15 protein-coding genes are annotated in these 16,713 nt (G+C 74.3%); 3 read left to right on the forward strand and 12 right to left on the reverse strand.

Features of this window, described 5'->3' with window-relative positions; all coding sequences use genetic code 11:
• Window positions 1–45: 45 nt before the first annotated feature.
• The 7 genes from tsaE to ACZ6AQ_RS03775 form a co-directional block, all read right to left on the reverse strand.
• Window positions 46–585 carry a tRNA (adenosine(37)-N6)-threonylcarbamoyltransferase complex ATPase subunit type 1 TsaE gene (tsaE, locus tag ACZ6AQ_RS03745; protein ID WP_468757240.1) on the reverse strand — a complete coding sequence of 180 codons (540 nt, stop codon included), beginning with the start codon at window positions 583–585 and terminating at the stop codon, window positions 46–48.
• A gap of 10 nt (window positions 586–595) precedes the next feature.
• Window positions 596–1,780 carry an alpha/beta fold hydrolase gene (locus tag ACZ6AQ_RS03750; RefSeq protein ID WP_468757242.1) on the reverse strand — a complete coding sequence of 395 codons (1,185 nt, stop codon included), beginning with the start codon at window positions 1,778–1,780 and terminating at the stop codon, window positions 596–598.
• A gap of 13 nt (window positions 1,781–1,793) precedes the next feature.
• Window positions 1,794–2,942, reverse strand: coding sequence for an alanine racemase (gene alr, locus ACZ6AQ_RS03755; protein ID WP_468757244.1), 1,149 nt, complete (start codon window positions 2,940–2,942; stop codon window positions 1,794–1,796).
• 206 nt (window positions 2,943–3,148) lie between these two features.
• Window positions 3,149–4,600, reverse strand: a complete 1,452-nt coding sequence (locus ACZ6AQ_RS03760) for an NAD(P)H-hydrate dehydratase (RefSeq protein WP_468757246.1) — start codon at window positions 4,598–4,600, stop codon at window positions 3,149–3,151.
• A 256-nt stretch (window positions 4,601–4,856) separates the two neighbouring features.
• Window positions 4,857–5,225, reverse strand: coding sequence for a holo-ACP synthase (locus ACZ6AQ_RS03765; protein ID WP_468757248.1), 369 nt, complete (start codon window positions 5,223–5,225; stop codon window positions 4,857–4,859).
• 71 nt (window positions 5,226–5,296) lie between these two features.
• Window positions 5,297–7,144, reverse strand: coding sequence for a glutamine--fructose-6-phosphate transaminase (isomerizing) (glmS, locus tag ACZ6AQ_RS03770; protein WP_468757250.1), 1,848 nt, complete (start codon window positions 7,142–7,144; stop codon window positions 5,297–5,299).
• 107 nt (window positions 7,145–7,251) lie between these two features.
• Entirely contained in the window at window positions 7,252–8,010 is a 759-nt protein-coding gene (locus ACZ6AQ_RS03775; protein ID WP_468757252.1) for a hypothetical protein, read from the reverse strand.
• A 171-nt stretch (window positions 8,011–8,181) separates the two neighbouring features.
• Between ACZ6AQ_RS03775 and coaA the strand changes: the two genes are divergently transcribed.
• Both coaA and ACZ6AQ_RS03785 read left to right on the forward strand, forming a co-directional pair.
• Window positions 8,182–9,291 (forward strand): type I pantothenate kinase, encoded by a 1,110-nt coding sequence (gene coaA / locus ACZ6AQ_RS03780; protein ID WP_468757254.1) that lies wholly within the window; start codon window positions 8,182–8,184, stop codon window positions 9,289–9,291.
• A gap of 38 nt (window positions 9,292–9,329) precedes the next feature.
• Window positions 9,330–10,313: a DUF389 domain-containing protein gene (locus tag ACZ6AQ_RS03785; protein ID WP_468757256.1), complete on the forward strand. Its 984-nt coding sequence runs from the start codon at window positions 9,330–9,332 to the stop codon at window positions 10,311–10,313.
• A gap of 99 nt (window positions 10,314–10,412) precedes the next feature.
• On the opposite strand, the gene glmM is transcribed toward ACZ6AQ_RS03785, so the two are convergent.
• The 4 genes from glmM to ACZ6AQ_RS03805 form a co-directional block, all read right to left on the reverse strand.
• Complete coding sequence (glmM, locus tag ACZ6AQ_RS03790) at window positions 10,413–11,771, reverse strand: phosphoglucosamine mutase (protein WP_388687909.1); 1,359 nt, start codon at window positions 11,769–11,771, stop codon at window positions 10,413–10,415.
• A gap of 148 nt (window positions 11,772–11,919) precedes the next feature.
• Window positions 11,920–12,432 carry a 30S ribosomal protein S9 gene (gene rpsI / locus ACZ6AQ_RS03795; RefSeq protein WP_015035601.1) on the reverse strand — a complete coding sequence of 171 codons (513 nt, stop codon included), beginning with the start codon at window positions 12,430–12,432 and terminating at the stop codon, window positions 11,920–11,922.
• 44 nt (window positions 12,433–12,476) lie between these two features.
• Window positions 12,477–12,920, reverse strand: coding sequence for a 50S ribosomal protein L13 (gene rplM / locus ACZ6AQ_RS03800; RefSeq protein WP_388687912.1), 444 nt, complete (start codon window positions 12,918–12,920; stop codon window positions 12,477–12,479).
• 252 nt (window positions 12,921–13,172) lie between these two features.
• Window positions 13,173–14,795, reverse strand: a complete 1,623-nt coding sequence (locus tag ACZ6AQ_RS03805; protein ID WP_468757258.1) for an ABC-F family ATP-binding cassette domain-containing protein — start codon at window positions 14,793–14,795, stop codon at window positions 13,173–13,175.
• A 56-nt stretch (window positions 14,796–14,851) separates the two neighbouring features.
• On the opposite strand from ACZ6AQ_RS03805, the gene ACZ6AQ_RS03810 reads away from it, so the two are divergent.
• A complete protein-coding gene (locus ACZ6AQ_RS03810; RefSeq protein WP_468757260.1) occupies window positions 14,852–15,832 on the forward strand; it encodes a hypothetical protein in 981 nt (326 codons plus the stop codon).
• On the opposite strand, the gene truA is transcribed toward ACZ6AQ_RS03810, so the two are convergent.
• Entirely contained in the window at window positions 15,803–16,660 is an 858-nt protein-coding gene (gene truA, locus ACZ6AQ_RS03815; RefSeq protein ID WP_388687920.1) for a tRNA pseudouridine(38-40) synthase TruA, read from the reverse strand. The two genes, ACZ6AQ_RS03810 and truA, sit on opposite strands and share 30 nt — an antisense overlap.
• Window positions 16,661–16,713 lie beyond the last annotated feature (53 nt).

The raw sequence follows: 16,713 nt of genomic DNA on the forward strand, positions 1-16,713 counted from the left end.
GGCACGCACGGCCCGCGCAACACGGTGCCGACACGTTGTCGGAAACTACGACCGGCCGGACTCCCCGAGGGCGTCCAGGTCCTCCCCGGCCCAGCGCGCGCCGATGCCGCGCAGCACGACCGTGCGCCGGTCGTCGTCGGTGTCGCCGGTGACGCGGTGGATCAGGAGGTGCAGCCGGTCGTCGGTCAGCTCCTCGACCTTGCCGTCGCCCCACTCCACGACCACGACGGACTCGGGGAGCGAGACGTCCAGGTCCAGGTCCTCCATCTCGTCGAGGCCGCCGCCGAGGCGGTACGCGTCCACGTGGACCAGGGCCGGGCCGCCGACCAGGGACGGGTGGACGCGGGCGATGACGAAGGTCGGCGAGGTGACGGCGCCGCGCACCCCCAGCCCCTCGCCGAGGCCGCGGGTGAGGGTGGTCTTCCCGGCGCCCAGTTCGCCGGTGAGCATGACGAGGTCGCCGGGGCGGAGGACTTCCGCGAGCCGGCGGCCCAGGTCCTGCATCCGCTGGGGGGAGTCGACGGAGAGGGTGGCCTCGGAGACGGAGGTGGTGCCACCGGCCACGGACGGGTGCGCTGCTTCCATACCCGCCAATTTAGCCCGTGGCGGGACCCGTCCCCGCCGCCGTCGCCCCCGGCCCGGCCCCGGCCCGTACGAGCAGGTCGGTCAGCCGGGCGGTGACCGTCTCCGGGTGCTCCAGCATCACCAGGTGGCCCCCGTCGGGGACGATCACCAGTTCCGCGTCGGGCAGGAGGGCGGCGATGGCCTCGGTGTGGGAGCGGGGGGTGATGAGGTCCCGCTCCCCCGCGAGCGCCAGCACCGGCAGACCGCGGAGGGCGGGCAGGGAGGCCGACTTGTCGTGTTCCGCGAAGGCCGGGTAGAAGGCGGCGACGACGTCGATGGGGGTGGACTCGATCATGCGCTCCGCGAAGCGGGCGACCGCCGGGTCCACGTCCTCCGAGGCGAACGAGTACTTCTTCACCAGCCCGGCGAAGAGGTCCGCCGTCGCCCGGCGGCCGCGCTCGACCAGCTCCGTCCGGGCGCCGAGGGTGCGCAGGACGCCCGGCAGGACGCGCCGGGCGGCGTTGACGCCCATGACGGGGAGCCCGTACGTCACCTCGTTCAGCTTTCCGGCCGAGGTGCCCACGAAGGCGACGCCGGCGACCCGGTCGCGCACCGTCTCCGGGTACTGCTCGGCGAACGCCATCACCGTCATGCCGCCCATGGAGTGCCCCACGAGGACGAGCGGGCCCTCCGGGGCGGCGGCGTCGATGACGGCCCCGAGGTCGCGGCCGAGCCGGTCGATGGAGACGGGCACGCCGGCCGGGCCGTCCTGGGCGACGCCCCGGCCGGAGCGGCCGTGGCTGCGCTGGTCCCAGTGGACGGTCCGCACGAGGCCGCGCAGGGCGGCCCGCTGGAAGTGCCAGGAGTCCTGGTTGAGGCAGTAGCCGTGGCTGAAGACGACGGTGAGGGGGGCGGGCGCCCCGGCCCCGCGGGGACGCCGGGGGGCGGACGCGTCGCCCGTCCCGTCCCCCTCCACCTCGTCGACCTCGTAGTACAGGACGGTGCCGTCGTCCGCGAGCGCCCGGCCCGGGGTGCCGCGCAGGCCGCCGTAGGGGCCGGTGGCGTCCAGGGCGAGCCGCGCCTTCTGGCGTACGGAACGGCCGACGGTGAGCCGTTCGACGGCGACGCCGGCGGCCGCGCCGGCCGCCAGGACGCCCAGCGCGGCACCGGCGAACCCGGCGCGCCGCCAGACGCCGCCCCCGCTGGACTCCCCCACGGTCACTCCCCCTTCAGTCGTCCAGGTAGACGCGCGGGACGCGCGCCCCGATCCGGGTGACGATCTCGTACGCGATGGTGTCGGCGGCCACCGCCCAGTCCTGGGCCGTCGGCTCGCCCCGGTCGCCGGGGCCGAAGAGCACGGCCTCGGTGCCGGGCTCGGGGGCGTCCCCGCCGAGGTCGACCACGAACTGGTCCATGGCGACGCGCCCGGCGACCGTGCGGACGGTGTCCCCGACGAGGACGGGGCCGCGGCCGGAGGCGTGCCGGGGAACGCCGTCGGCGTACCCGAGGGGGACGAGACCGAGGGTGGTCTCGCGGTCGGTGACGTAGTGGTGGCCGTAGCTCACCCCGTGCCCGGCCGGGGCCCGCTTGACGAGCGCGACGCCCGCCTTGAGCGACATGACGGGCCGCAGGCCGAGTTCGGCGGAGGTGCCCAGCTCGGGGGCGGGCGAGACGCCGTAGACGGCGATGCCGGGCCGGACCAGGTCGAAGTGGGCCTCGGGGAGGGTGAGGGTGGCCGGCGAGTTGGCGATGTGCCGGACCTCGGGCTCGACGCCGGCCTTCTCGGCGTGGTCGAGCATCGAGCGGAAGACGTCGAGCTGGGCGGCGATGGAGGGGTGGTGGGGTTCGTCGGCGCAGGCGAGGTGCGACCAGAGGCCGGTGACCTTGAGGAGCCCCTCGGCCTCGGCGTCGAGCGCCGCGCCGACCAGCTCGGGCCAGTCGGCGGGCTGGCAGCCGTTGCGGCCGAGCCCGGTGTCGGCCTTGAGCTGGACCCTGGCCCGCTTCCCGGTGGCCCGTGCGGCCGCGACGACCTCCTCCAGGGCCCACATGCCGCCGACGGACATGTCGAGCCCGGCCTCGATCCCCTCGTCCCAGGGGTCGCCGGGGGTCCAGAGCCAGCACATGACCGGCACGTCCGTGATCCCGGCGGCGCGCAGGGCCAGGGCCTCGTGCGGGGTGGCCGTGCCGAGCCAGTCCGCGCCCGCGTCCAGGGCGGCGCGGGCGCAGCGCAGGGCGCCGTGTCCGTACGCGTCGGCCTTGACCACGGCCATGATCCGGACGTGGGGGGCGACGCGGGCGCGCAGCGTGCGGACGTTCGCACGCAGCGCGCCGAGGTCGATCTCGGCGCGGGCTCTGCGGGGCGGCGGTGTCTCAGTCATCGCGCACAGTCTCTCAGGTGCGGGGGCCGGACCCGTTTCCGCCCGGTGCGGCACCGGTCACCCTCGTGGGAGCGCGCCGCGTTTCCGGCGTCCACGGCGCCCGGCGTCCCCGGCTCCCGGCGTCCACGGCCCGGGAGGGGCCGGTGCGGGAGGGCGGGTCGGGACGGGGCGGGAGGGCGGACGGGGCCAGGAGGGCGGGCCGGGCCCTACGCCGGTCCCGTCACGTCCCGCCACGCCTCCCGCAGCGCGTCCGCGACCTCCGTCGCCGTGATCGGGGTCCCCCGCGACACGGCGCGGCGTGCCGCCAGGCCGTGGAGGTAGGCGGCGCAGGAGGCCGCGTCCAGCGGGGGGAGACCCGCCGCGAGGAGGGAGCCCGCGAGGCCGGAGAGGACGTCGCCGCTCCCGGCCGTGGCCAGCCAGGACGTCCCGGTGGGGTTGACCCGTACGGGTCCGCCGTCCGGCCCGCACACCAGCGTCGTGGAGCCCTTCAGGAGGACCGTCGCGCCGAACCGTTCCGCCAGCTCCCGCACCGCCGCGAGACGGCCCGCCTCGACCTCCTCCCGCCCGGTGCCGAGCAGCGCCGCCGCCTCGCCCGCGTGCGGGGTGAGCAGGGTGGGGGCGTCGCGGCCCCGCACCGCCGCCGGGTCGAGGCCCCGCAGTCCGTCCGCGTCGACCAGGACCGGCACGTCCGAGGCGAGCGCGTCGGCCACCGCCGCCCGCGCCCCGGCCTCCTCGCCGAGCCCCGGCCCGACGGCCCACGCCTGCACCCGCCCGGCCTTCCGCGGCGGCCCCGCGTGCACCAGGGTCTCGGGGTGCGCGGCGAGCACCGCGTCCCCGCCGTCCCCCGCGTACCGCACGGCCCCCGCCCCGCCCCGCAGCGCCCCCGACACGGCGAGGACGGCGGCGCCGGGGTAGCGGGCGGAGCCGGCGGCGACGCCGACGACCCCGCGCCGGTACTTGTCGCTCTCGGCGCCCGGCACCGGAAGCAGCCGCGCCACGTCCTCGTGCTGGAGCGCTTCGAGGTCCGGCACCCCCGGCAGGGCCGCGCCGAGCCCGATGTCCACGAGCCGCAGCGCGCCCGCGTACTCCCGCGCAGGATCGACGAGGAGCCCCGGCTTGTACGTCCCGAAGGTGACCGTCGCGTCGGCCCGCAGCGCCTCCCCGGCGACCTCCCCGGTGTCGGCGTCGACGCCGCTCGGCAGGTCGACGGCGACGACCACGGCCCCGGAACCCCGGGCGGCCCGGGCGACGGGGACGGCGTCGGGGCGCAGTCCGCCCCGTCCGCCGATGCCGGTGATCCCGTCGAGGACGAGGTCGGCCTCGGCGAGCGGCCCGAACGGCTCGTCGGCGGTCCGCCCGCCCGCCGCCCGGAGCGCCGCGAGTCCGCCCTCGTGGGCGCGCCCGCCGAGCAGCACGGCGGTCACGCCCGCGCCCCGCCGGGCGAGCCGGGCCCCGGCGTACAGCGCGTCCCCGCCGTTGTCGCCGCTCCCGACGAGCAGGACGACCCGGGCCCCGTACACCCGCCCCCTCCCGAGCAGCGAGCAGCAGGCGGCGGCGAGTCCGGCGGCGGCCCGGCCCATCAGGGCGCCCTCCGGAAGGCGGGCCATGAGGGCGGCCTCGGCGGCCCGTACGGTCTCCACGCGGTAAGCGGTACGCATGGGCAGCAGTCTGCCGCAGGGGGCGGGCGGGCGCCCGGGGGCGGGCGAGATGCCCGGGGGCCGGCGGGCGCCCGGGGCGGGACCGGCGCCGCCTCCGCGCCGCGTCGGGCCTGCCCGCCCGGGGCTCCCGCCTCCGGGACCACGGGAAGCGCGGCGCGCCACGCCCCGGGCCTGTTCCGGCAACCGCGCGCCGCACACGGCCCGGCCGCGTACGGCGGCCGGGCCCGCGCCGCCTCCGCGCGCCTCCCGCCGTCCCTCACCCCTCCGCGATCACCACCGCCGACGCCACTCCCGCGTCGTGGCTCAGCGAGACGTGCCAGTGCCGTACGCCCAGCTCCTCCGCCCGCGCCGCCACCGTCCCCCGGACCCGCAGCCTCGGCCGGCCCGACTCCTCGACGTACACCTCGGCGTCCGTCCAGTGCAGTCCGGCCGGCGCGCCCAGCGCCTTCGCCAGGGCCTCCTTCGCGGCGAACCGCACCGCGAGCGAGGCGGTCCCGCGCCGTTCCCCGCCGGGAAGCAGCAGCTCCCCCTCCACGAAGAGACGCCCGAGCAGCCCCGGCGTCCGTTCGATCGACGCGGCGAAACGGTCGATCTCGGCCACGTCGATCCCCACCCCGATGATCATTTCCCACTCACTCCCGGGTCCCCTCGCTCAAGGGTCCCCTCGCTCCCGGGTCCCCTCGTCCGAGGGTCCCCTCACTCCACGGTCACGGACTTGGCCAGGTTGCGCGGCTGGTCCACCTCGTTGCCCCGCGCCGTGGCGAGCTCGCAGGCGAAGACCTGGAGCGGCACCGTGGCGACCAGCGGCTGGAGCAGCGTAGGCGTCGCGGGGACGCGGACGAGGTGGTCGGCGTACGGGACCACGCTCTCGTCGCCCTCCTCCGCGATCACGATCGTGCGGGCGCCGCGCGCCCTGATCTCCTGGATGTTGGAGACGATCTTGTCGTGGAGGACGGAGCGCCCCCGGGGCGAGGGCACCACGACCACGACCGGCAGGTCCTCCTCGACCAGGGCGATCGGCCCATGCTTGAGCTCGCCCGCCGCGAAGCCCTCGGCGTGCATGTACGCCAGCTCCTTCAGCTTCAGCGCGCCTTCCAGGGCCACCGGGTAGCCGACGTGCCGGCCGAGGAAGAGGACGGTGTCCTTGTGGGCGAGGGAGCGGGCGAGGGCCCGGACCGGCTCCATCGTCTCCAGGACGCGCTCGACCTCGTCCCCGATCCGGGCCAGGTCGCGGACGACGGCCCGGATCTCGTCGCCCCACTGGGTGCCGCGCACCTGCCCGAGGTAGAGGGCGAGCAGGTAGCAGGCGACGAGCTGGGTCAGGAACGCCTTGGTGGAGGCCACGGCGACCTCGGGTCCGGCGTGCGTGTAGAGCACGGCGTCGGACTCGCGCGGGATGGTGGAGCCGTTGGTGTTGCAGACGGCGAGGACCTTCGCGCCCTGCTCGCGCGCGTGCCGGACCGCCATCAGGGTGTCCATGGTCTCGCCGGACTGCGAGATCGCGACGACCAGGGTGCGCGGGCCGAGGATCGGGTCCCGGTAGCGGAACTCGCTGGCCAGCTCCACCTCGCAGGGGACGCGGGTCCAGTGCTCGATGGCGTACTTGGCGATGAGCCCGGCGTGGAAGGCGGTGCCGCAGGCGACGACGACGACCTTGTCGGCCTCGCGGAGCACGGCGGCGGGGATGCGCAGCTCGTCCAGGGTGAGCCGGCCGGAGGCGTCGATCCGGCCGAGGAGGGTGTCCGCGACGGCCTTGGGCTGCTCGGCGATCTCCTTGAGCATGAAGTGGTCGTGGCCGCCCTTCTCGGCGGCGGAGGCGTCCCAGTCCACGTGGTAGGACCGCACGTCGGCGGGCACCCCGTCGAAGTCGGTGACGGTGACGCCGTCCCGGGTCAGCTCGACCACCTGGTCCTGGCCCAGCTCGATCGCGGAACGGGTGTGGGCGATGAAGGCGGACACGTCGGAGGCGAGGAAGTTCTCGCCCTCGCCGACGCCGACGACGAGCGGCGAGTTCCGGCGGGCCCCGACCACCACGTCCGGCTGGTCGGCGTGCACGGCGACCAGGGTGAACGCCCCGTCGAGCCGCCGGCACACCAGGCGCATGGCCTCCGCCAGGTCCCCGGCGGAGGAGAACTCCTCCGCGAGGAGGTGCGCGACGACCTCGGTGTCCGTCTCGGAGGCCAGGTCGTGACCGCGCTCCGCCAGTTCCCCGCGCAGGGCGGCGAAGTTCTCGATGATGCCGTTGTGGACGACCGCGACCCGCCCGGCGTTGTCCAGGTGCGGGTGGGCGTTGGCGTCGGTCGGGCCGCCGTGGGTGGCCCACCGGGTGTGCCCGACGCCCACGGAGCCGTCGGCCAGGGGGCGTTCGCCCAGCTCCTTCTCCAGGTTGACGAGCTTGCCCGCCTTCTTGGCCGCGGCGAGCCCCCCGTCGGAGAGCACCGCGACACCGGCCGAGTCGTAGCCCCGGTATTCGAGTCGTTTGAGACCCGCGACCACCACATCAAGCGCCGACTGCCCGCCGACATATCCCACGATTCCACACATGCCGGAAGACTACGGCGAAGGGGCCCCACGGCCGGAGACGGCGCGGGGCGGGCGGGGGCCCGTGTCGCGCCGTCTCCGGCCGGGGAGGAATCCGGGGCGCCGCCGGATCAGCCCAGCTTGGCGGCCTGCGCGTCCACGACCGCCTTCGGCAGCTCCTTGACCCCGCCGGGGGCCGCGCTGACGGTCGAGAAGGACGCCAGCGTGCCGCCCTTGCGGACGACGACGAGCTTGCTGACGAGCGGCTCGCCCTCGATGTCGGTGGTGACGGTGAAGGCGACCGCCTCGTCCCCGGCGGTGACGCTCTCCGGGGCGACCTTGGTGACCTTGGTCTTCTCCGTGAGCTGGGTCACCGTGAAGCCTCCGGCGCACTCGGCGCCGGCCTTCTTCACCGAGGCGAAGGCGTCCTGGGCGCCCTTGCCGTCGTACGAGCCGAGGGTCACCGCGGTGATCCGGACGCCGAGCCCCTCGAGGACGGCGTCCTCCGGGGAGGCCGTCGCGCTCTTCTTCGGCTCCTCCATCACCTTGCGCTGCGCGGACGCGGCGGGCGAGCCGGGCGAGACGAAGGACATGGCGTGGGCGATCGGCGCGCAGGCGGCCTTGTCGGTGGTGATCTTGTCGGCCGTCACGACGTCCTTCGGGCCGGCCTTCCGCACCTGGTGGCCCTTGACGTCGCCCTGCTCGACGATCAGCTTCTCCAGCTCGGCGGTGGACAGCGCCTTGGCGGCGGGCGCCTCGGACGTGGCGGAGGCGGCGGGGGTGCTCTCCTTGCCCTTGTCGTCGCTCTTCGTCCCGCCGCAGGCGGTGACGAGCAGCGCGAGGGAGACGGCGGTGGTGGCGACGGCGGCGGTGCGGATGGACGTGCGCATGCGTGTGGCTCTCTGCTTCTCTTCGTGCCGCCCCTCGGCGGCTCCCCCCGCGTGGAATCCGTGCACACGCGGCCCCCGCATGATCCCCCACTCCCGCGGACCGGACCAACCCCCGCGCCGCGTGACCGACCCCACCACCCACGGCCGTCCCCGACCCCCGACAATGGCGGTGTGATCACTTCGCCGCCACGAAGCCCCCACGGGGACGGCCCCGCCGACGGGAACGGTCCCTCCTACGGAGGCGGCTCCCCGCAGGGAGACGGCCCCCCGCACGGAGACGGCCCCCGCGACGACGCCGGGACCGGGGAATGTCCCCGGTCCGGCCACCGCCGCCCCTCCGAGGCCACCACCCCCTACGTCGACCTCACCCGCGCCGAGTGGAGCGCCCTGCGCGACAAGACGCCGCTGCCCCTGACCGCCGAGGAGGTGGAGCGGCTGCGCGGCTTCGGGGACGTCATCGACCTCGACGAGGTGCGGGACGTCTACCTCCCGCTGTCCCGGCTGCTGAACCTGTACGTGCAGGCCACCAGCGGCCTGCGCGGCGCCCTGAACACCTTCCTCGGCGAGAGCGCCGAGCAGCGCGGCACCCCCTTCGTCATAGGGGTCGCCGGGTCGGTCGCCGTCGGCAAGTCCACGGTCTCGCGCCTCCTCCAGGCGCTCCTCGCCCGCTGGCCGGAGCACCCGCGCGTGGAGCTGGTGACCACGGACGCCTTCCTCTACCCGATGGAGGAGCTGAAGGCGCGCGGCCTGATGTCCCGCAAGGGCTTCCCCGAGTCGTACGACCGCCGGGCCCTGACCCGGTTCGTCGCAGACATCAAGGCGGGCAGGGACGAGGTGTCGGCCCCGGTCTACTCGCACCTGATCTACGACCGCGTGCCCGGCGAACGGCTCGTCGTGCGCCGTCCGGACATCCTCATCGTGGAGGGCCTGAACGTCCTCCAGCCCGCCCTGCCCGGCAAGGACGGCCGCACCCGCGTCGGCCTCGCCGACTACTTCGACTTCTCGGTGTACGTGGACGCGCGGCCGGAGGACATCGAGCGGTGGTACCTCAACCGCTTCCGCAAGCTCCGCGACACCGCGTTCCAGGACCCCTCCTCGTACTTCCGGCGCTACACCCAGGTCTCCGAGGAGGAGGCGTTCGACTACGCGCGCACCATGTGGCGGACCATCAACAAGGTGAACCTCCTGGAGAACGTCGCGCCGACGCGCGGCCGGGCGACCCTGGTGGTCCGCAAGGGACCCGACCACAAGGTGCAGCGGCTGAGCCTCCGCAAGCTCTGAACCCCCGCCGCCCGGCCGGGCCTCCGTAAGCTCTCCGCATGCTGCATCTGCGGATGATCGTTCCCCCCGCCCGCACCCGGGCCGCGGTCGCCCTGATCGAGTCGACCGTCGGGACCGCCCATCTGGTGGTCGTCCCCGGCGCGGCCCGCGACCCGGCCGGGGACCTGGTGACGTGCGACGTGGCCCGCGAGGCGGGCGACGAACTGCTGAGCGAGCTGCGCGGGCTCGGGATCGACCGGGACGGCGCGATCACCGTCCAGGACATCGGCCTCACGCTGTCCGCGCGGGCCGACGCGGCCGAGGCGGAGGCGCCGGGCGACCCCGCCGACGCGGTGATCTGGGAGGAGCTCTCGGAGGCCACCCACGAGGAGTCGACGCTCTCGTTCGCGTACTGCGCGTTCATGGTCCTGGCCACCATGATCGCGGCCTGCGGCGTCGTCCTGGACAACGCGATCCTGATCGTGGGCGCGATGGCGGTGGGGCCGGAGTTCGGTCCGCTCGCCGGGATCTTCACCGGGGTGGTGCGGCGCGCCCCGAGGGCGGCGGCGCGCTCGCTGCTCGCGCTGTTCGTGGGGTTCACGGTGGCGATCGCCGCCACCACCCTGTTCAGCCTGGCGATGGACGCCTTCGACCTGTTCAGCCGGGCCCAGCTGGACGGGGACCGCCCCAACACCCGCTTCATCTGGCAGCCGGACCTGTTCTCGTTCGTCGTGGCGGTGCTCGCGGGCGTCGCCGGCACGCTCTCCCTGACCTCCGCCAAGTCGGGGGCCCTGGTGGGCGTGGCGATCTCGGTGACGACGGTCCCGGCGGGCGCGAACGCGGCGGTGGCGCTCGCCTACGGCGAACTGGGCCAGATGTGGGGCTCGCTCGAACAGCTGACGCTGAACCTCTTCGGCATCGTGCTGGCCGGGGCGGTGACGCTGTACGCGCAGCGGGCGCTGTGGCGCACCCAGCGCGGCCGCTGGCGCCGGACGGCGGCCGGACGCCGCCCGGCGGGCCCCCGCAGGCCGGCGAAGCGGTAGGAGCCCGTACGGAGGAGGCCCCGCCGTCCCGGGTTCCGGGACGGCGGGGCCGACTGCGCACGACGGTGCCGCGGGGAGGCTTCCCCCCGGCGGGCGCCGTTACCCCAGGGCGGACTTCACGACGTCCGCGAGGCGCTGCGCGACCGCGCGGGCCTGCTCGATGTCGGCGGCCTCGACCATGACGCGGACCAGCGGCTCCGTGCCGGAGGAGCGGAGCAGGACGCGGCCGGTCGAGCCAAGTTCGCGCTCGGCCTCGGTGACGGCGGCGGCCAGGTCGCCGGAGGTGGCGACGCGCGACTTGTCGACGTCCTTCACGTTGATGAGGACCTGCGGCAGCCGCTCCATCACCCCGGCGAGCTCCGCGAGCGGCCTGCCGGTGGCGGCGACCCGGGCGGCCAGCATGAGGCCGGTGAGGGTGCCGTCGCCGGTGGTGGCGTGGTCGAGCACGATGACGTGACCCGACTGCTCGCCGCCGAGCGCGTAGCCGTGCTCCTTCATGGCCTCCAGGACGTAGCGGTCGCCGACCGACGTCTGGACGAGGGTCAGGCCCTCGCGCTCCATGGCCAGTTTGAAGCCGAGGTTGGACATGACGGTCGCGACGACGGTGTCGCCGCGCAGCGTGCCCGCCTCGCGCATGGCGAGGGCGAGCACGGCGAGGATCTGGTCGCCGTCGACCTCGTTGCCTTCCGCGTCCACGGCCAGGCAGCGGTCGGCGTCGCCGTCGTGCGCGATGCCCAGGTCGGCGCCGTGCTGGACCACGGCGGCGCGGAGCAGGTCCAGGTGGGTGGAGCCGCAGCCGTCGTTGATGTTGAGGCCGTCCGGCCGGGCGCCGATGGTGACGACCTCGGCACCGGCCCGGGAGAACGCCTCGGGCGAGACGCGGGAGGCGGCGCCGTGGGCCTCGTCCAGGACGACCTTGAGGCCGTCGAGCCGGTTGGGGAGGACCGCGATGAGGTGGGCGACGTACGTGTCGAAGCCCTCGTCGTAGTCGCGGACCCGGCCGACGCCGGCGCCGGTCGGGCGCTCCCAGGGGGCGCCGGTGCGGTGCTCCTCGTACACGGCTTCGATCCTGTCCTCCAGTTCGTCGGCCAGCTTGTGGCCGCCGCGCGCGAAGAACTTGATGCCGTTGTCGGGCATGGCGTTGTGGCTCGCGGAGAGCATCACGCCGAGGTCGGCGCCGAGGACGCCGGTGAGGTGGGCCACGGCCGGGGTGGGCAGGACGCCGACGCGCAGCACGTCGACGCCGGCGCTGGCGAGACCGGCCACGACGGCGGCCTCCAGGAACTCTCCGGACGCGCGCGGGTCACGGCCGACCACGGCGGTCGGGCGATGGCCCTCGAAGGTGCCCGCCTCGGCGAGTACGTGCGCCGCCGCGACCGACAGGCCGAGCGCCAGCTCCGCCGTCAGGTCCGCGTTGGCGACGCCCCGTACGCCGTCCGTGCCGAAGAGTCGTCCCACAGCTGTCCTCCGAGAATGACGTGCCCAGGCCCGTGAAAGAGAGGCCCATGAAAGAGAGGCTTATGAAAGGAGAGTACGAAAAAACGTACGCCCCGACGGCACGGGCAGTGCCGCCGGGGCGTACGAGATACAGACCGAGCAGGCGTGATTAACGCTTGCTGTACTGCGGGGCCTTGCGGGCCTTCTTGAGACCGGCCTTCTTGCGCTCGACCGCACGGTCGTCGCGGGAGAGGAAGCCGGCCTTCTTCAGCGCCGGGCGGTTGTTCTCGACGTCCGCCTCGTTCAGCGCACGGGCCACGCCGAGGCGCAGGGCACCGGCCTGGCCGGAGACGCCGCCACCCGCGATGCGGGCGATGACGTCGTAGCGGTTGTCGAGCTCGAGCACCTTGAAGGGCTCGTTGACTTCCTGCTGGTGCACCTTGTTGGGGAAGTAGTCCTCGAGGGTGCGCCCGTTGATCTTCCACTTGCCGGTGCCCGGAACGATCCGGACGCGGGCGATGGCGTTCTTGCGACGGCCCAGGCCGGCGGCCGGCTGCGGGTCGCCGAAGCGGGAGGCGAGCGACTCGGAGGTGTACTCACCCTCGACGAGCTCGGTCTCGGTGGTGTACTCCTCGACGCCCTCGAACTCGTCGACGGGGGTCTCGGGGGTGGTCTCGGCCACGATGCTCCTCAGATTTCTTTCGTTCTTAGGGGGTGTGGCCGGAACTACTGCGCGACCTGGGTGATCTCGAACGGGACCGGCTGCTGAGCGGCGTGCGGGTGGTTCTCGCCCGCGTAGACCTTCAGCTTCGAGAGCATCTGACGGCCCAGGGTGTTCTTGGGGATCATGCCCTTGATGGCCTTCTCGACGGCCTTCTCGGGGTTCTTGGAGAGCAGCTCGTCGTAACGGACGGAGCGCAGACCGCCCGGGAAGCCGGAGTGGCGGTACGCCAGCTTCTGGGTCTTCTTGTTGCCGGAGAGGTGGACCTTGTCGGCGTTGATGATGATGACAAAGTCGCCCATGTCCATGTGGGGCGCGTAGACGGGCTTGTGCTTGCCTCGCAGGAGGTTCGCAGCCGTGGTCGCGAGACGGCCCAGGACAACGTCCTGCGCGTCGATGATGTGCCACTGGCGAGTGACATCGCCGGGCTTGGGGCTGTACGTACGCACTTCGTAGCCTTCGCTTCTTCAGTGGATGGAGTCCAGACACACCTGAAGCGATCATGCAGCTGGGGCCTGCACTGCCGGGACGCCGCCCGTATGCGAGCCACTGGTAACTGCTCCAGGGAACCTGCGCGGGGGCCCTTCGTGCGGACACGACGAAACCCCTGCGCGTAACAAACCGCCACAGTACCCGCGCCGCCCCGGGCGGGTCAAAACGCGTCGGCCCCACCGCGCCCGCCCCACGGCCGGGGCCCGGGGTCAGCGTGCCCGCTCCACCCGCCGCTCGTCCCACACCGGCTCGCTCGTCTCCCGTACGACCCCGTCCGAGCCGAAGACCAGGAACCGGTCGAAGCTCTTCGCGAACCAGCGGTCGTGCGTGACGGCCAGCACCGTCCCCTCGTACGACTCCAGGCCGTCCTGGAGCGCCTCGGCCGACTCCAGGTCCAGGTTGTCCGTCGGCTCGTCCAGGAGCAGCGCGGTGGTGCCCGCCAGCTCCAGGAGGAGGATCTGGAACCGGGCCTGCTGGCCGCCCGAGAGCTTGTCGAAGGGCTGGTCGCCCTGGCGCTCCAGCTCGTACCGGCGCAGGACGGACATCGCCCCGCCCCGGTCCTTGGAGTGCTCCGTCCACAGGATGTCCACGAGCGGGCGGCCGGCCGGCTCCGGGTGGGCGTGGGTCTGCGCGAAGTGCCCCGGCACGACCCGGGCGCCCAGCTTCCACGTCCCCGTGTGCGCGACCGACCCGTCCCCGGCGAGCAGCCGCAGGAAGTGCGACTTGCCGGAGCCGTTCGAGCCGAGGACCGCGACCCGCTCCCCGTAGAAGATCTCCAGGGAGAACGGCTTCATCAGCCCGGTCAGTTCGAGGTTCTCGCAGGTCACGGCCCTGACTCCGGTCCGGCCGCCGCGCAGCCGCATCCGGATGTCCTGCTCGCGCGGCGGCTCCGGGGGCGGGCCCGCCTCCTCGAACTTCCGCAGCCGGGTCTGCGCCGCCGCGTACCGCGAGGCCATCTCGTGGCTGACCGCCGCCGCCTGCCGCAGGTTCACCACCAGCTTCCTCAGCTGGGCGTGCTTCTCCTCCCAGCGCCGCTTCAGCTCCTCGAAGCGGGCGAACCGCTCCCGCCGCGCCTCGTGGAAAGTGTCGAAGCCGCCGCCGTGCACCCACACGTCCGAACCGGCCGGGCCCGGCTCGACCGCCACGATCTTCTGCGCGGCCCGGGAGAGCAGCTCCCGGTCGTGGGAGATGAAGAGCACGGTCTTGCGGGTCTCCCGCAGCCGCTCCTCCAGCCACCGCTTGCCCGGGACGTCGAGGTAGTTGTCCGGCTCGTCGAGGAGCAGCACCTCGTCCGGGCCGCGCAGCAGCGCTTCGAGCACCAGCCGCTTCTGCTCGCCGCCGGAGAGCGTCCGGACCTCCCGGAACTGCGCCTTCTCGTACGGGACGCCGAGCGCCGCCGTGGTGCAGATGTCCCACAGGGTCTCCGCCTCGTACCCCTGTGCCTCGGCCCAGTCGGAGAGGGCCTGCGCGTACCCCATCTGCGCGGCCTCGTCGTCCACCGTCATGATCAGGTGCTCGGCCTCGTCCACCGCCTTCGCGGCCTCCCGGACGCGGGGCTGCGCGACCGAGACGAGCAGGTCGCGGACGGTGGACCCGTCCCGTACGGAGCCGACGAACTGCGGCATCACGCCGAGGCCGCCGCTGACGGTGACGGAGCCGCCGTGCGGCTGGAGCTCCCCGGCGATCATCCGGAGGAGCGTGGTCTTCCCGGCGCCGTTGGCCCCGACGAGCGCGACGACGGCGCCCTCCCCCACCCGGAAGGAGGCGTCCCCGAGCAGGACCCTCCCGTCGGGGAGGTAGTACTCAAGATGTGCGGCCTCGACGTGTCCCATGGAGTGCATTGTCGCCGCCCGCCCCGGCCGGACCCAAGCGGTTTAGGATGCGCGGCATGAGCTTTGGGGGACCGCAGTGGCCGCAGGAGCCGCAGCGACAGGGGCAGGGGCAGCCGGGACACGGTCCGCAGCCGGGGTACGGGCAGCAGCCCGGGCAGCCGGGGTGGCAGCAGCCCGGATACGGACAGGGGGGGCAGGGGGGGCAGGGGGGACAGGGGCCCGGGCAGCCCGGCGGCGGCCCGGCGCCCGACTGGGGCGCCCTGGCCGACGCCACGGCCGCCCGCGACCGCCGCAGGCGCCGGCTGATGATCGGCGGCGGCGTCCTGGCCACCCTGGTCGTCGGCGCGGTCGTCGCCACCGCCGTGGTGGCCACCGGCAAGAAGAACGAGGCCGCCGGGAAGGGCGGGGCGCTCCCCACCGTCACGGCCTCCCCCACCGGGACCCCCACCCCGGAACCGACCTTCTCCTCGGTGGCGCCGCCGCCCCCGCCGAACCCGAAGGACTACATCTCGGACCCGAAGAAGGACAGGGCCCCGCTCACCGCCGAGGGCCTCTTCCCGGGCCGGCGGGTGACCATGAGCGGCCGCCCGTACCAGAAGGGCGCGACCTCCGCCACGACCGACTGCGCGGCCGTCACCCAGGGCGGCCTCGGCGCCGTCCTGAAGGGGAACGGCTGTCAGCGGGTGCTCCGCGCCACCTACGTGCGGGACGGCGTGGCGACCACCGTCGGCGTCGCCGTCTTCCCCTCCGAGGCGGCGGCCCTGAAGGCGAAGAACGAGGCCACCGGCGGCATCGCCCCGCTGACCGGCGCGGGCGTGGGCGACTTCTGCCGCGCCACGGTCTGCCTGCGCCGGTCGAACGCCATCGGCCGGTACGCGTACTTCACCCAGGCCGGCTTCGCCGACGGCCGGAAGGTCACCAAGGCCGACCGGGCCGTCTTCCTGTCCAGCGACGACCTCGGCACCTTCGCCTTCAACCAGATCTACGCCCGCGGGCGCGCCCAGGCGTCAGCAGCAGCCGGCGCTCCCCGGCAGTGACCGCTTGTTGCGCGCCTCCCGGCTGCGGGCGGCGAGCAGCTCGTCGGCCGGGTAGCCGACCTCTTCGAGGGTGAGGCCGTGCGGCCGTACGACGTGCACGGCCGAGTCCCGGACGCCGGCGGCGAGCACCTTGCCCGGCCACTCCACGGGCCGGTGGCCGTCGCCGACGAAGAGCAGCGCGCCGACGAGCGAGCGGACCATGTTGTGGCAGAAGGCGTCCGCCCTGACGGTCGCTTCCAGGACACCGTCGGGCCGCCGCTCCCAGCGCAGCTCCTGGAGGGTGCGGATGGTCGTGGCGCCCTCGCGCTTCTTGCAGTACGCGGCGAAGTCGTGCTCGCCGACGAGTGCGGCGGCGGCCTCGTTCATGGCGTCCACGTCGAGGGTCCAGTCGTGCCAGAGCACGTGTCCGCGCAGCAGCGGGTCGACCCCGCCGGGGGCGTCGGTGACGCGGTAGGCGTAGCGGCGCCAGATCGCGGAGAAGCGGGCGTTGAAACCGCTGGGGGCCTCGGTCAGGGACCGAATGCGCACGTCGTGGGCCAGGCGCCCGGCGAGCCGCCGCAGCAGCTTGTCGCGGTGCTCCTCCCACAGCTCCACGGGCAGGTCGACGTGGGCCACCTGGCCGCGCGCGTGGACGCCGGCGTCGGTCCGGCCGGCCACGGTCAGCTCGTACGTCTCCGTGGACCGGGTCACGGTCCGCAGGGCGTCCTCGATGTCCCCCTGGACGGTCCGCTGTCCGCGGGCCTGCTTGGCCCAGCCGGAGAAGTCCCTGCCGTCGTACGCAAGGTCCAGCCGGACCCGTACGAAACCGTCCTGCACGTCGTCGCTCACGCGGAGATCCTCTCAAACACACGGGAACGGGCCCGCACCCCCGGAGGGGTACG

This window comes from Streptomyces sp. NPDC041191 (assembly GCF_055591945.1).

Excerpts from the sequence above, each read along its gene's own strand:
- ACZ6AQ_RS03810 (WP_468757260.1), top strand. The coding sequence starts at position 14,852 with ATGAGCTTTGGGGGACCGCAGTGGCCGCAGGAGCCGCAGCGACAGGGG.
- glmS (WP_468757250.1), bottom strand. The coding sequence starts at position 7,144 with ATGTGTGGAATCGTGGGATATGTCGGCGGGCAGTCGGCGCTTGATGTG.
- tsaE (WP_468757240.1), bottom strand. The coding sequence starts at position 585 with ATGGAAGCAGCGCACCCGTCCGTGGCCGGTGGCACCACCTCCGTCTCC.
- ACZ6AQ_RS03760 (WP_468757246.1), bottom strand. The coding sequence starts at position 4,600 with ATGCGTACCGCTTACCGCGTGGAGACCGTACGGGCCGCCGAGGCCGCC.
- ACZ6AQ_RS03775 (WP_468757252.1), bottom strand. The coding sequence starts at position 8,010 with ATGCGCACGTCCATCCGCACCGCCGCCGTCGCCACCACCGCCGTCTCC.
- alr (WP_468757244.1), bottom strand. The coding sequence starts at position 2,942 with ATGACTGAGACACCGCCGCCCCGCAGAGCCCGCGCCGAGATCGACCTC.
- ACZ6AQ_RS03805 (WP_468757258.1), bottom strand. The coding sequence starts at position 14,795 with ATGGGACACGTCGAGGCCGCACATCTTGAGTACTACCTCCCCGACGGG.
- ACZ6AQ_RS03765 (WP_468757248.1), bottom strand. The coding sequence starts at position 5,225 with ATGATCATCGGGGTGGGGATCGACGTGGCCGAGATCGACCGTTTCGCC.
- ACZ6AQ_RS03785 (WP_468757256.1), top strand. The coding sequence starts at position 9,330 with ATGCTGCATCTGCGGATGATCGTTCCCCCCGCCCGCACCCGGGCCGCG.